The sequence below is a fragment of the Bradyrhizobium denitrificans genome (genome assembly GCF_013179005.1).
GTDB classification, from domain to species: domain Bacteria; phylum Pseudomonadota; class Alphaproteobacteria; order Rhizobiales; family Xanthobacteraceae; genus Bradyrhizobium; species Bradyrhizobium denitrificans.
Window position 1 is genome coordinate 135,910 of the sequence record NZ_JABFDP010000015.1, and the last position, 15,113, is coordinate 151,022.

At 65.3% G+C, this 15,113-nt stretch carries 9 protein-coding genes; 4 read left to right on the top strand and 5 right to left on the bottom strand.

Annotated elements, in window-relative coordinates:
- Positions 1–754: 754 nt before the first annotated feature.
- On the top strand, positions 755–904 hold the full coding sequence (locus HL671_RS18180) for a hypothetical protein (RefSeq protein ID WP_012041653.1): 150 nt from the start codon (positions 755–757) through the stop codon (positions 902–904).
- Positions 905–1,702: 798 nt separating this feature from the next.
- On the opposite strand, the gene HL671_RS18185 is transcribed toward HL671_RS18180, so the two are convergent.
- Complete coding sequence (locus tag HL671_RS18185) at positions 1,703–2,590, bottom strand: LysR family transcriptional regulator (protein WP_012041654.1); 888 nt, start codon at positions 2,588–2,590, stop codon at positions 1,703–1,705.
- A gap of 116 nt (positions 2,591–2,706) precedes the next feature.
- Here HL671_RS18185 and HL671_RS18190 point away from each other — a divergent pair, with 116 nt between their 5' ends.
- Both HL671_RS18190 and HL671_RS18195 read left to right on the top strand, forming a co-directional pair.
- The gene (locus HL671_RS18190; protein WP_172237250.1) at positions 2,707–4,281 is read left to right on the top strand and encodes an NADH-quinone oxidoreductase subunit L; all 1,575 of its coding nucleotides are present in this window, start codon (positions 2,707–2,709) and stop codon (positions 4,279–4,281) included.
- A 33-nt stretch (positions 4,282–4,314) separates the two neighbouring features.
- Positions 4,315–6,849 (top strand): YbcC family protein, encoded by a 2,535-nt coding sequence (locus tag HL671_RS18195; protein WP_172237253.1) that lies wholly within the window; start codon positions 4,315–4,317, stop codon positions 6,847–6,849.
- A gap of 49 nt (positions 6,850–6,898) precedes the next feature.
- Here the strand turns inward: HL671_RS18195 and HL671_RS18200 are convergent, their stop codons facing one another.
- The 3 genes from HL671_RS18200 to HL671_RS18210 all read right to left on the bottom strand — a co-directional run bounded on the left by HL671_RS18200 (position 6,899) and on the right by HL671_RS18210 (position 13,541).
- On the bottom strand, positions 6,899–9,706 hold the full coding sequence (locus HL671_RS18200; RefSeq protein ID WP_012041657.1) for a di-heme-cytochrome C peroxidase: 2,808 nt from the start codon (positions 9,704–9,706) through the stop codon (positions 6,899–6,901).
- A 163-nt stretch (positions 9,707–9,869) separates the two neighbouring features.
- The gene (locus tag HL671_RS18205) at positions 9,870–11,681 is read right to left on the bottom strand and encodes an adenylate/guanylate cyclase domain-containing protein (protein ID WP_172237256.1); all 1,812 of its coding nucleotides are present in this window, start codon (positions 11,679–11,681) and stop codon (positions 9,870–9,872) included.
- Positions 11,682–11,795: 114 nt separating this feature from the next.
- A complete protein-coding gene (locus tag HL671_RS18210; protein ID WP_012041659.1) occupies positions 11,796–13,541 on the bottom strand; it encodes an adenylate/guanylate cyclase domain-containing protein in 1,746 nt (581 codons plus the stop codon).
- A 150-nt stretch (positions 13,542–13,691) separates the two neighbouring features.
- On the opposite strand from HL671_RS18210, the gene HL671_RS18215 reads away from it, so the two are divergent.
- Positions 13,692–14,333: a LysE family translocator gene (locus HL671_RS18215; RefSeq protein WP_172237259.1), complete on the top strand. Its 642-nt coding sequence runs from the start codon at positions 13,692–13,694 to the stop codon at positions 14,331–14,333.
- Here the strand turns inward: HL671_RS18215 and HL671_RS18220 are convergent, their stop codons facing one another.
- Positions 14,334–15,086 (bottom strand): sulfite exporter TauE/SafE family protein, encoded by a 753-nt coding sequence (locus tag HL671_RS18220; protein WP_012041661.1) that lies wholly within the window; start codon positions 15,084–15,086, stop codon positions 14,334–14,336.
- Between the last annotated feature and the right edge of the window lie 27 nt (positions 15,087–15,113).

Genomic DNA, 15,113 nt, shown 5'->3' on the forward strand with positions numbered 1-15,113 from the left:
TCTGACGTCTTTCAGTCGCTGTTGACACATTGCGTTGTTACGCATGTCTGTCAACTACGACCGCGCGCGGTCAACGTGGATGCCTGAGGCATGAAACGCGGCGCCGGCAAGCCAGGCGTGAGTTTGGGAGGTGTACGGCCTCCGGACTGTGCCGGACGAGCCTGCTCCGTTGCTCGACTGTGCCATGGCGATCGTCCACGCATTCCCGCGATCACCATGGGCGCACCGCAGCGCGATTTGTTGTCGCGTCCTTCTTCGGGATGCAGCCGGGCATTCCGATGTTGAAAGACTCACGAGGAACTCAGATCCTCATATGCCTTGGTCCGCGTGATCAGTGGTGGCCGCGGGGAGGCGGAGTGAGTTTGATGATCTCGGTCCGATATAGTTCGGCCCTGACGGGGCACGCTGTCTCGTCGTTGCACGGCTCGCGCGAAGCGGGGTCGATCAGCCTGGCGGTCGCGTATGATCGTTGCTGTCTCCGGCGAGAGAGACGGTTGCATGCGCCGCTCATGACACGTCGTCAGACGATAGGTAACGTGGCGCTCAACTTATTTGTGTGCCTCCGGCGTCCGGCAAGTTGAAAAAGGGGCCGGACTCGTCATCGGATTAAGTCCCCGTTCATACCAGACACGATGCGTATTCAAGGATGTATTCACCACGCGCCCACCACGCGCCGAGGTGGACTGTTCTGGAAACGCCCTAGTAACGCGCCCTCGCTCTAGTGATGCCTATTAGTAATATTCAGGAGGAATTCATGTTAGTGAAGGTCGCGAAATACCTGGTTGCCCCCCATGCGCTCAACTCCGGATTTGGTCTGGTGGCGATGTTCGCGTTGACGGGCGTCGTCGCTTCTCTCGTGCTGGTCCAACAGGGCGTCAATATCAGCCCGGCTGAGATGCTCTGATGCATTCCTTGGACACAGCGCCCTGCGCCGTCCAAGCAACTGAGGTCTGCTCCCGATACCATCTCCCGCGTGAGCGACTCGCCTCGCTCGCGCGGCCTGGCCGCATCTGACTCTCAGGCGTGACGCAGCTCTGACGTTTCCGTTCGAGGTGGCGCGGGGCAGCAGGTTGCGTTGATTTGCCCGACGCCCGCGGGCGCCAACCGCTGTCCAGACCTGCGACGAAAAATATTTCGATTTACGAATTTCGGAATTCGTATAGTCTTTGCGGCGTCCGGCTTCCGCGAGGAGGGGCGTATCGCGGTCGTCACGAGCGTGGGGAGCTGGATGCGGTGGGTGCGGCGGGTCGCAGCGTGATCAATCATGCCGACGAACGACACGCCGCGCACGGTGAAATCGCGTGGTCCTGGCGCCCCGATGCTGGCGCCAAGCCCTCTGCGCTGTCTTGACGAAGCGCGCGGGCGACGGTGGCTATCAAGCCGGACACCGGGGAGATCGCGTATAAATCGTAACGCCATCGCGCAGGGAAGGCCGGGTCGTCCGGCTGGACCTGTGGTTCCTACCCCGTGCATTCTTTGTCGCACGGGGGCCACGGGCCTCAGTCGAGGTCCGGCCTTCCCTGCGCCCTCCCGTCATTCACGAGGGCGATGCTGCGCAAAGCTCGGGNCGTCATTCACGAGGGCGATGCTGCGCAAAGCTCGGGCGGATCAGGCCGCGAGAGCGCGATCCCATGTCCTCATTGCTGTTTGACATCTGTGTAGGAGTGACCGCGTCTCGTGGCGAGGGCGCGTTCGCGACAGCTCAACCCGCCTTCTTGCTGCGCGAGCCGATCAGCTCCGCTACCAGCGGGTTCGGATAGCGGCGCTGCTGGCTCACGGCGAAGAACTGCTCCTTCAGCGCATTCAGCCGCGCGCGCTCGACCAGCGCGCCAGTACGGAGCTCGTCGATTACCACGATCGACGGCACCAAAGTAACGGTACCGCTCTCGCGGGCCATCAGGCGCAGCATCGCCATGTCATCGACCTCGGCGGCGATGACCGGACGGATGCCGCTGCCGCCGACCAGCGCATCGAAGGCCGAGCGCAGCGCGCTGCCGCGGCCGGGCAGGATCACCGGCATCGTGGCGAGATCCTGCGGAAAGCGGAAGCGGGCGGCCTTGGCCGGCTTGCGGCTGACCAGGCTGACGCGTTGCTCGTCGATCAGCGTGTTCTCGAAACTGCTGCGCGTGTCCGGCGCCGCCGGATGATTGGCGAGGACGAGGTCGAGCTTATGGCCGTCGAGCTGCTCCAACAGGTCGTTGAACTGGCCGGTGCGGATGATCAGCTCGACATCGCTTCGTCCGATCAGCGGCTTCAGAAACGCAATCTGGAAGTTGCGCGACAGGTTTGCCGCGGCGCCGACCCGCAGCAGCTGCCGTCCGGGACGCAGGCCCGAGAGGGTCTCGATCAGCTCGTGGCCCGACTTGAACACGCTGCCGGCATAGTCGAGCGCGATGCGCCCCGCTTCGGTCAGTTGCAGGGTACGGCCGGTGCGCTCGAACAGCTTCTGCCCGAGTTGCTCCTCCAGCGCCTTGACCTGCACCGACAGCGAGGAGGGTGAGACGTTGAGGCGCTGCGCAGCACGGCTCATGCTGCCTTCGCTGGCGATGATCCAGAAATAGCGCAGGTGGTGGTAGTTCAGATGCGGCATGGCGATCGTTCTATATTTTATAACGATCATGTTCAATGATTGAAATTTTAAGAAGGAACCGCAGCCGGTAAAGGAGAGGTGAGATCGTCCCCCTGTGATCAACCGACCGGGCCGCCATGAACCAGTTCCTTCCCTGTCTTGCGGCGCTTGCGCCGTTCACGCTCGCGGTCGCCGCGCTCGCCGGGACCGGCGGCAGCGCCAGAACCGTCGCACGCAATGCGATCGCGGCCGCCGCGCTCGCCTTCGCCCTCGCCGCGGTCGCAAGCCTCGGCGCCGCTGTTGTCGGGGCAGGGCGCACGCCACTGCTCGGCGGCAATGGGCTCGGCCTGTCGCTGCAGCTCGATGCGCTCGGCGCGATCCTCATCACGCTGGTGAGCTTCATCGGCTTCGTCGTCATCCGCTACAGCCGCAACTATCTCGACGGCGATCCGGGGCAGGTCCGGTTCACGCGCTGGCTGCTGCTCACCCTGGCCGCGGTGCTGATGCTGCCGATCTCCGGCAATCTGGTGCTGCTGTTCGCTGCCTGGGTCGCCACCAGCCTGGCGCTCGGCAAGCTGCTGCTGTTCTACGACACACGGCCGGCTGCGATCCGCGCCTCACGCAAGAAGTTCGTGGCGAGCCGGCTCGGCGACGCCTTCCTCGCGGTCGCGGCGCTACTGCTCTACGTCCAGTTCGGCACGCTGGAGATCGGCAGCCTCGCTGCGCAGGCCCGCAGCGGAGCAGGCGCGGGATCGGCGCTCGTGACCGTCGCAGCGCTGCTGATCGTCGCGACGGCGATGCTCAAATCCGCCCAGCTGCCGCTGCATGGCTGGCTGATCGAGGTGATGGAGACGCCGACGCCGGTGTCGGCGCTGCTGCATGCCGGTATCATCAATGCCGGCGGCTTCCTGGTGCTCAGGCTCAGCGACGTGCTGCTGCTGGCGACGCCGGCGCTGGACGTGCTGGCCGTCGTCGGCGGCGCCACCGCGCTGTTCGGCTCGCTGGTGATGCTGACGCAGACCTCGGTGAAGGTGCAGCTAGCCTATTCGACGGTGGCGCAGATGGGCTTCATGCTGCTGCAATGCGGGCTCGGCGCCTTCTCGGCGGCGCTGCTGCACATCGTGGCGCACTCGCTCTACAAGGCGCATGCCTTCCTGTCGTCGGGGAGCATCATCGACCTCGCCCGCGCCTCTTGGACGCCGAGCCCCGGCGGCCAGCCGCATGCGGCGCGGCTGATCCTGGCGCTTGCCGGCGTCATCGCGCTGGCGCTGCTGACCGGACTCGCCTTCGGCATGACCCTGCGCAGCAATCCGGCGCAGATCGCGCTGGGCTCGGTGCTGCTGATGGGGCTGGTGCATCTGATGGCCAATGCCATCGACGAGCGGCCCAATGCCTTCGTCATCGTCCGCGCCGCCGTGACGGCGGCCGGTGTCGCCATCGCCTATTTCGCGCTGCAGGCCGCGATGGCGTGGCTGGTCGGCGGCAGCATCCCGGCGTCGCGCCCGGTCGATGGCGTCGTGCCGATGCTGATCGCAGCCGCCGTCGTGGTCTCGTTCGCGGCCGTGACCGTGTTCCAGAACCAGATGATGCGCCGGGCCGACGCGCCATTCTGGATCGCGGCCTATGTTCACCTCCGCAACGGGCTCTACCTCAATACGCTCGCCAACCGCCTGGTGCTGACGCTGTGGCCGCGCAGCGCGACCTCGCGGTGACAGTCAACCCCCCTCCAATCCTTTGAGAGTCCGATGACCCAGGCCGCCCTCGCAATGTCCATCACCGCAACCGATCCGGTCGACACCGCCACGGATGTACGACTGAAAGAGTGCATCGACAGCGCCTGCCAGCGGGTCGCGCCGCTATGGCCGCTCAAACACTTCGTTGCGGTCAATCCCTTCCTCGGCTTCACCGGCCAGAGCTTCGCCGCAACGGCCGCCACCTTCGAGCGGGTGGTGCGGACGCGGATCTTGATGCCGCGCGCGTTCTATCGCCAGGCGCTGGACGACGGCCGGATCGACGACGCCGCGCTGGCGCGCGCGCTCGACATTCACCCCTCGGTCGGGCTCGACGTCGAGCAGCTCAAGCAGCAGGCGCGGGCCACGGCAGCTCCGTCGTCGCCCCCGGCAGTCGTCGCGACCGTCGCCGAGGTGCTCGACCGGCTCGCCGAAGGCGATCGCTATGTCTCGCTGGTCGCGTTCATGATCGACGAGATCTCGGCGTTCTGCGCCGGCTATTTCGACGAGGGCCAGGCGAGCTGGCCAAGCCCGGTGCGCAGTCTGAAGCCCTACGCCGCCTGGCGTAGGCTCGCCGCCTACGATCGCAATCCCGAGGTCATGGGCCTCACGGGATTCCGGAACGCCATCGCCGAGCTGCCCGCCGATCCGGTGCAGGCGATCGGCCTCATCATCACCCGGCTCGGCATTCCCGAGCGGGCGGTTGAGGACTATCTGGTGCGGGCGCTGTTCGACATCGGCGGCTGGTCGGCCTATGCGCGCTACATCGGCTGGAGCGCCGAACGCGATGGCCAGCGCGACGACACGCTCGTCGAGCTGCTGGCGATCCGGCTTGCCTGGGGCTATGCGCTGTTCCAGGCCCGCACCGACGCCGCGTTCAAGATCGCCTGGGCGCAGGCGATGGAGGAGGCGGCGAAGCTGCCGGATGATCAGCGGCTCGACGATACGCCGGAGCTCGCCGTCGATCTCGTCCTGCACGAGGCCTATGAAATCGCCATTCGCAACCAGCTGATCGCCAGGCTCGCCGGCCACGGCACGGGTGCGGCGGTGGCGCGGCTGCCCGCGCGTCCTCCGGTGCAGGCCGCGTTCTGCATCGACGTGCGGTCGGAGATCTTCCGGCGGGCGCTGGAGACGGCCTATCCGGAGGCCGAGACGATCGGCTTCGCCGGATTCTTCGGCTTCCCGATTGAATATGTCCCGATCGGCCACACCAGAGGCGGCGCGCAATGCCCGGTGCTGCTCAAACCCGCCTTCATCGTCTGCGAGGCCGTCAAAGACGCCGATGATGTCGAGCAGGCCGAGGTGCTCGGCCTGCGACTGCTGCGGCGGCGGGCGGCCAAGGCGTGGAAGTCGTTCAAGGTCTCGGCGGTGTCGTCGTTCTCCTTCGTCGAGACCGCCGGCCTCGGCTTCGCCGCCAAGATCGCGACCGACAGCGCCGGCGTGACCCGCCCGGTGCCGTCGCCCGTCGTCGACGGTCTCGACCCGGAGATCGCCGCGCGCGTGATGCCGCGGCTGGCCCCGGGCGAACTCGGCGGGCGCGTCACCGGCTTCAATGACGTGCAGCGCGTGGCGATGGCGGAGGCGGCGCTGAAGGCGATGTCGCTGACCGGGCCGTTCGCGCGGCTGGTGCTGCTGGCTGGCCATGGCAGCACCACGGTCAACAACCCGCACGCCTCGGGGCTCGACTGTGGCGCCTGCGGCGGCCACACCGGCGAGGCCAATGCGCGCGTCGCGGCCGCCGTCCTCAACGATCCGCGCGTCCGTGACGGCTTGCGCGTCAAGGGAATCGACATCCCCGCGGATTGCTGGTTCCTCGGCGCGCTGCATGACACGACCACCGATGCCGTGACCGTGTTCGACGAGGACGACATTCCCGCCGCTCTCGCGCAGGACCTGGCGCGGCTGAAGGCCCGGCTCGCCGATGCCGCGCGGCTGGCGCGGCTCGAGCGCAGCGCGCTGCTCGGCATTCCAGACAAATCCGCGGTCGATGCCGCCGTGATCGCGCGCAGCCGCGACTGGTCGCAGGTGCGGCCGGAATGGGGGCTCGCCGGCAATTGCGCCTTCATCGCCGCGCCGCGCAGCTTCACCCGCGGGCTCGACCTCGGCGGTCGCGCGTTCCTGCACTCCTATGAGGCCGAGCGCGACGACGGCCATCGCACGCTGGAGCTGATCATGACGGCGCCGATGGTGGTCGCGAACTGGATCAATCTGCAATATTTCGGCTCGACGGTGAACAATGCGGCCTTCGGCAGCGGCAACAAGGTGCTGCACAACATCGTCGGTCAGCTCGGCGTGCTCGAAGGCAATGCCGGCGACCTCAGGGTCGGTTTGCCCTGGCAATCGGTGCATGACGGCACGCGCCTCGTCCACGAGCCGGTTCGGTTGAACGTCTTCATCGCCGCGCCCGAGAGTGCGATGGACGAGATCATGCAGCGTCAGCCAAGCGTGCGCGACCTCGTCGTCAATGGCTGGGTGATGCTGCATTCCCTCGGCGATCACGGCACGACCATCCGCCGCTGCGTCAGCCCCGGCGTGTGGATCGCTGCGTGAGACCGCCGGCGCGTCTGGCGATGAAGCCGGACGCGCCTGCGGTGTGGCCTCAGAGCGTCTTGAGATACTCGATGAGGTCCCAGCGCTCCTCCTCGGAGAAGGCGCCGCCGATGATGCCGTTGGGATAGTCCTTGTTGGGCCGCGCGGGACCCTCGAAGGAATGACCGAGGGTGCTGTTGCCCTTGATCGGCTTGCCGCTGGCGTCTTTGGTTGCGAACAGCGTCTGGCCAACCTTGCACGACGTCTCGCCGCCCGCCGGGACCGCGAAGCCGACCTGTTTCGGGTCGTAGTCCCGGGCGCCCTGGCAGAACGAGGTCGGTCGCTCGGCGGCCGGCGTCAACAGCCAGTACAGCGACGGCACCGAGCCGTTATGCAGATAGGGCGCGGTCGCCCAGACGCCGTTGAGCGGCCGGGCCCGATAGGTGTTGCCAGCCGGATTGGGGCAGTTCTTGCGATCGCCCCACAGCGCCGCCTGCTCGGCCGCGGAGAGCTTGCGGTCCTCCATCCATTTGTCGCTCGCCTTCTGCACGACAGCCATCAGCGCCAGCGCATAGGACATCTCGGTGGTCGAGCCCTGGGGCAGGCCGCAGCCCTTCAGGTCCTTGGCCGGGTCGACGTCGAGGAAGCCGGGCACCTTGACCTTGCGATTGGCGAGGATACTGGCCTGGCCGGGATCGGTCTGCATCACCTCGACCGGCTTCTGGACCAGGTCGAGGATCGGTCCCTTCGCGTTCCAGCCCTTGCTCTCCCAATCGTCCCGCGGCTTGATCTTCCAGAAGCTCTTGTCCGGATAGGTCTTGTCGAAGACGGGGTCGGCCACCGGACCGAGATGGCACTCGACGCAGATCGTCGCATAGAGCTTGCGGCCGTTCTCGACGCGCGCTGTCTTGATCTTCCAGGCCTCGTCGTCGGGGAACAGCTTCTCCGGCCATTTCGGCGACGTCAGACCGCCGAATGCAGGCGTCGTGGTGGCGAACGGGTCGGGGCCGCGCAGCATGTCCTCGATGTGCAGCAGGTTTTCGACCGCCATCGACGAGCGCCAGAGGCGGTTGCTCGCCGGCTCGGGCGAAAAGTTGATTTCCGCAGACACGCCCAGCGCCTCGCCGGCATTGCGGATCAAAGGCTGCGCGATCGAGCCGTCATACTGAGCCCAGGAAAACCAGGGCACGGTCCAGATCGGCGGATAGGAGACCGGCGCGTCGATGGCCTCTTGATTGCCGAGCATGTTCGGCAGTCCGCTGATCGCCATGTCGAGATAGAAGACCTGGTTGCCGATGCGGTTCAGCGCATCGAGCCGGCCGAAGCCCTCCATGGTCTCGGTCTGTCCCTTGGCCGCGATTGCAGTCTGGTAGTTCTTGGCCTGCATCGTGAGGGCGAAGTCGGTGGCAGCCTTCAGCCCCTTCTTCAAGGTCTCGCGTTCGGCGTCGGTCGCATTGGGCCCGAGCACCCGGTCGGCGAAGCGCGAGAAGCGACCGGGCACATATTGCGTGAAGAGCATCGCAAAGCCCATCGCCTCTTCGAGCTTGCGCAGGTCGACCATGCCGGGGCCGCCGTCGAAGCGGACGCTCACGCCCTTGTAGTGGATGCTGCCGGTGTGACAGGCCGCGCAGGTCAGGCCGATCTTGTCGGGCTCGGGCGCGCCGTTCGCCGGATTGGTGACGCCGCTGAGCCGCGCAAAGCCGACCGGCAAACCGCCTTCATTGCCGGCTGGGGTCGGCTTCAGCCCGGCCGGAAGCGCGGGGGCGATGTCGGTCTTGGCGGTCGCGTTGGGGCCGTAGCCGAACGGCTGCAGCGCGCTGGGCTCGCCGTCGACGCTTTTCGGGCTCGGGATGAAGCCGAAGCGTTCGAGATAGGCGGTATCGGAGATCAGGCCAGGCGTACCGAACAGCGACAGATAAGGCTGCTCCATCGCCATGAACCAATTGTAGGGGATCGGGAAGGTCGCCGTGCCCTGGGTCACGTGATGGAACCAATGCCGGTCCTTGGTGGTCCAGCCCTGGTCGAGCCAGTAGGCCGCCTGGGTCGGCTGGGTCTGGGGCAGGGCCGGTGGGATCAGGGCGGCAGCCTTCGCCGGCAGCACCGCGCTCAGCCTGTCGCTGACCGCGTCGGGAGCGGCGACCCACGCCAGGAACAGCACGACGGCTGCGGCGATGGCTCCGCCGAGCAGTGCCTTGCCGATCCGCATGATGATGTTGGCGGGCTGCGGCTTAGCGGTCAGACGTGCCACGATGCGCTGCGGAAGGCGACGCTCGACGAACAGGGTGCGGACCTCGGCAACCGACAGATAGCGGTTGTCGCCGTCGCCCTTGCCGATCACGCGCAGCAGCACCGGCCATTCGCCCTGCATCAACAGGGGATAGTACCAGCGCGCTTTGTCGCCGTCGCGCTTCAGATTGGCCTTCATGAAGGTCTGGATCTGCGCCGCGTTCAGGCCGCGCTCGGTGCCGCCATTGGGATCGGGATAGTCGCTGCCGAAACTCGCAAACCGGTCGATCTCCGCGGGGTGAACATCTGCCTTTGCATCGAGGATGCGCGAGCCGCCGCCATGCTTGTCGAGTGGCCCGTTGCGCAACTCGTCGAGATCGGCGCCGGAGAACAGGCTTTTCAGCAGGCGCAGCGGCGACAGACCATTGGCGATCAGCGCGACTCCGAACGTCTCGATCCCGACGATACGCTTCTTGAATCCCGTCTCGCCGCTCGCCGCCTCGATCCGGGCGGAGATCGTCTTGAGCGGCACGGTGTGGCCATCCACAAAGCCGCCAGCCACGAGGGCCCGGAGAAAAGGACAGGGATTGTCGGGCGACACCGGAATCTGTCCCGGCAGGGCGTCACGGACGCGGGCGCGATCTTTTTGCATCGAATGACATCCTTGGAATGCAGCGAGTCATGAAAACGAGACGACGGAAACGGAAATGTCGCTTGAAGACCGGCGCGGAAGCGCGGACCAAGCGACGCATTCTCAACGCTACAATGCAATCATGAATGATGGCGTAACTTGCAGTCGTGTCAACTACAGGTCGTCAGCCGTGCGTCGACTGCGCGCTGCCCGTGCCGAATTTCGCCTTGGTCTCTATCAAGGTCAGCTTCGTCAGGGGGATGCCAGCCTTCACGAGCCCGTCGCGGTAATGCGCGATGTCGGCCGGATTGCGCCAGCGCAGATTGCTTATCAGCCGTTCGACGGTCATCCAGGGATAAGCGCGCAGGAAGCCTGTGACTGCGTCAGCGGCCTCCGCCGTCCGGTCGAGCTGAGCCAGGGCGGCGGCCTGGATCGAAAGGCACTGCAGGTGGTTGGGATTCTGGTAGTGCGACTCGCGTGCCCAGGACAGCGCCGCGTCGTATTGTCCGAGCAGATAATGGCTGAAGGCGCTCAACACCGACCATTGATAACGCGGATCACTGTTGCCGCGCTGGGCGGCGACCGAGAACAGGTCGACGGCTTCGCGATGATTGCCTTTCACGAAGTGACAGACGCCGAGCACGCCACGGGCACCCATGTCATAGGAGTTCAGCCGCAACGCCTTTTCGGCAGCCTCGGTGCCGGCCTCCACATGACCCTGCATGGCATGGACGTAAGCCAGCAACGAGTAGGAGAAGGACGCCCGCGGATCAAGACGAACGCTGGCTTCGGCCAGCGCCATGGCCTCGTCCCACAATTCGCGCGTGTTCCTGATCCAGCCGAAGTGAATGCCCTGCAGCAGGATCGTCCCCAGATAAGCATGGGCGATCGCGAGCCCCGGGTCGAGGGCAATGGCTTCGCGAAACAGGGCGATCGAACGCTCGTAATCCGATTTTGTGGGCCGATAATAATGCGAAAGCCCACGCAGGAACCGGTCCCAGGCGGTGAGATCGGTGTTGAGGAGGCGAACCGGCACCGAGGCCTCGGCGCGGTAGATCTCCGGAATCAGCGCGGTGCACAGGTTGGCGGTGATGTCGTCCTGCACCGCGAACAGATCGCCGATGTTGCGGTCATAGCGCCCGACCCACAGCTGCTCCCCGCTTTCCGGCGTGATTAACTCCGCGTTGACCCTGACCTTGCTGCCGGCACGCCGGACGGACCCCTGGATCAGGTAGGTCGCGTCGATCTCCCTGGCGATCAGGCGGGCGCTCAGTCCCGCCTTCTTGAACACGAAGGTGGAGTTCCGGCTGAGCACCCGGAAGAAGGATTGCAGTGACAGCGCGTGGATCAGGTCTTCGGCCAGGCCGTCGGAGAAGTAATCGTCGCTCTCGTCGCTCAGATTGACGAAGGGGAGCACGCCGACAATGGCCGTTCGATATTGTGGCGGCAGCCCGGAGGTCGAGCGAGGTTCCCGCCCCTTGTCTGCCCCCGGGGCCCAGGTCCAGACGTGGATCGTTTCCTCGATATTCTTGAAGCGGAACGGGCCGCCGTCGACGAACACGACCTTGAGGTGCTTGCTGGCTTCCAGATAGGCTTTCTCGGAAACCGCAATTCCTCCCGGCTGGGCCGCCGCCTCCAGGCGCACGGCTGTGTTGACCCCGTCGCCGAACACTTCGCCTTCGTCGACGATGATGTCGCCCATGTTCACGCCGATCCGGAACTGCATGACCCGGTCGGCCGGCAGGTGAGAGTTTCGCTCGGCCATCAGCTGCTGCATTTCGACCGCAGCTTCGATGGCGCCGACGACGCTCGGAAATTCCACCAGAAATCCGTCGCCCGTGCTTTTAACCACACGGCCGCCATGATTGAGAACAATCGGATGAATGGCGCTGCGATGGGCTTTGAAGGCGGCGTGGGTTCCGGCCTCGTCGGCGCCCATCATCCGCGCATAACCGGCCACATCGGCACAGACAATGGCGGCCAGTCGTCTCTCCATTGCTTCCTCGCTCTCACCTTGGGCGATACCACGACATTCCTACTGAAATCCATGATTTTGGGTCAAAAATCCGCAGGACATATGGCCGCGCAGCCGCGCGGCTCGCAATTAGACCTATTTCAAGCCTGCCTTCATCAGCCCGTCGCGATAATGGGCGATATCGCGCTGGTTTTTCCAGCGAATATTCTTCATGTGGCGGTCCAGCGTCAGCCAGGGGTAGCGCTCGCCCAGGACGCCGATGGCCTGACGCGCCTGGTCGGTCTCGCCCAGCTGTGCCAAGGTCGCAGCCCGAATTGTCAGCGCCTGGAGATGATTCGGGTAGAGGAACAGCTCCTCGCGGGCCCAGGACAGCGCCGCCTCGTAGCGGTCGAGCAGGTAATGGCTGTAAGCGTTCAGCGCCGGCCATTGATAGCGGGGATCGCTGTTGCCGCGTTGGGCGGCGACGGAGAACAGCTCGATCGCCTTTTGATGCTCGCCGATGACCATGTGGCAGAGGCCGAGAACCCCTCGAGCGCCGCTGTCATAGGCGTTCAGCTCGGTGGCCTTGCGGGCGGCCTTCAGGCCCTCGTCATGGGCGCCCTCCATCGCATGAATGAAAGCCAGAATGGCGTAGGAAAAGGACGAGCGCGGGTCGAGCCGCACGCCGGACAGCGCCAGAGCCAGGGCCTCGTTCCAGAGCTCGCGCGATCCCTTGATCCAGCCAAAGCTGATTCCCTGCATCAGGATGGTCGCAAGATAGGCATGCGCGATGCCCAGCGTCGGATCGAGCGCAATGGCTTCGCGAAACAGCGCGATCGATCTCTCATAATCGGTCTTGGTAGGACGATAATAGTGCGACAGGCCTCTCAGGAAGCGATCCCATGCCGTCGCATCCGTCGTCTGCGACCGGGTCGGCACGGACGCCTCCGCGCGATAAATCTCAGGCATCAGCGCGGCGCACAGGCTGGTGGTGATCTCGTCTTGCAGCGTGAACAGGTCGCCCATGTCGCGGTCGTAACGGCCGGTCCACAGCTGCTCGCCCGTCTCGGGCGCGATCAGTTTCGCCGTCACGCGGATCTTGGCATCGGAGCGACGGACTGTGCCTTGGATCAGATAGGTGGCGTCGATCTCGCGGGCGATCAGGCGAGGGCTGAGCCCGCGGTCGCGGAACGCGAAGGTCGAGGTGCGGCTGAGGACGCGAAAGAAGGATTGCAGCGACAGCGCGTGAATGAGGTCGTCGGCCAGCCCATCGGCGAGATATTCGTCGGCGGCGTCGGCGAGGTTCACGAAGGGCAGAACGCCGACAATGGCTGTCCGATAGTTCAGTGAGCCGGAACTGCCTCGGGAGCCATCCTGCTTGCCCGTCTCGCCCCCCGCCGTCCAGGTCCACACCTGCATCGGTTCTTCAATGGTTTTGAGGCGGACGACGCCGGAATCAGTGAGGCTGACAGAGAGATGCTTGCTGGCCTCATCATGGGCCCTGGCAGAAACCGCGACGCCGCCGGGCGGCGCGACGGCCTCCAGGCGGACAGCAATGTTGACGCCTTCTCCGAACACCTCCTCCTCGTCGATGATCACCTCGCCAATGTGGATGCCGACGCGGAAGCGCATGTTGCGTTCCGCCGGCAGGTCGGCGTTGCGGTCGGCCATCAGGGACTGCATGTCGAGGCCGAATTGAACGGCATCGACGACGCTTGCGAATTCGAGCAGGAAGCCGTCGCCGGTGTGTTTGACGATGCGTCCGGCGTGGTTGAGGATCAGGGGGTGGATGGCGGCGCGGTGGGCCTTGAAGGCGGCATGGGTGCCGGCCTCGTCAATTCCCATCATCCGCGAGTAGCCGGCGACGTCAGCGCAAACGATGGCGGCCAGGCGTCTATCCATCACGTCGTGCTCCCGCCTCGCGCATACCACGCCAGGTGCGGCCAAATCCATTTCTTTTCCGGGGGCAATGACGCCAGCTTGAACGATCACCTCGAAAACAGCAATGATCATTCAGTCTCGGTGAGACAAACTGTTAGGAAATGTTCAACCATGCTGGGAATTCACGATCCGCTGCTGTTCCTGCTATCCGGTCTGGTGCTGAACATGACCCCTGGTCCGGACACGGCCTATATCGTCGGTCGTAGCGTTCAGATGGGATGGCGCGGAGGCGCTGCGGCCGCCCTCGGCATCAGCACGGGCTGCCTGGTCCACGTCTTTGCAAGCGCGATCGGCCTGTCGGCGCTGCTGATGGCATCGGCCACCGCCTTTGCGGCCGTGAAGTGGGCAGGAGCGGCCTATCTCGTCTATCTCGGCTTCACACAATTGTTCGCGCGCCCGCCGGCCGCTGCTGCCGAGGCGGACGCCCCGGCCGTTGCTGCCGACGCATCGTTACGCCAGGTGTTCTGGCAGGGCGCGCTCACCAACGTTCTCAATCCGAAGGTCGCGATGTTCTTCCTGGCCTTCATCCCGCAATTCGTCGTCGCCGATGCGTCCCACAAGCCCGTCGCCTTTCTGCTGCTCGGCACGATCTTCATCGTCAACTCGACGCTGTGGTGCCTCGGCGTTGCCGCCGTGGCGGCGCGAACCGCGCGCCGGGTCCGGCGATCATCGGCGCTGGTCTGGATCAATCGGGCGATCGGCGGCCTGTTCGTCTATCTCGGTGTCCGCATCGCCCTGCTGGAAGCGCGCTGATCACCATGTGAGCTCGATAAGGGCGCTCCCGGCGAGATAGAGACCGAGCAAAACCATCGCGATCAGGAAAACACGGCGAAAGGCTTCGGCAGGCAATCGCGCGCGCGCTGCCTGGCCCATGGCCATGCCGAGGAACGCGCTGATCATGGCGACCGTACCGGGCAAGGCGATCGCCGTGCTGAGCAGGCCGGAATTCGTCAGGTTGAACGCGAGTGTGAGGGTGGCGATCGTGAAGAAGACCCCGAGCGCCTGGACCAACTCGTCCTTTTCGAGCCCGATCGCCTGCATGTAGGGCACCGAGGGCACCACCTGCACGCCGGTGGCGGCCGAGATCAGCCCGGTCAGGAGGCCAACGATCCCGCCCACCCACTTCTCGTGCGGGCGAGCGACCTTGAAGGCGAGCCGAGTGAGACCGAGCGTGGCATAGACCGTCAGCAGCACGCCGAGTGCGACGTTGCCATAGCGGGTCGAGCCGTGGCTGAGAGCTCCGGCATTGAGGCAGATCCCGATCGCGGTGCCTGCCATCAGCGGCCAAAGCCGCTTGGCGATATCGCGAAGATAGGGACCGGCGAAGGTCTGCCAGATGTTGGTGATGACCGCGGGAACGATGACGATCGCCAGTGCCCGGCCAGGCGGCATGGCGATGGCGAGCAAGCCGACCGAAATGGTCGGCAGGCCGAGGCCGAGGGCCCCTTTGACGAAGCCGGCGAGCGTCAGCGCGAACGCGATGAAGATAAGAAGCGGATCGGTCATGGGGCGACATTGACCAACCCGTCCCTG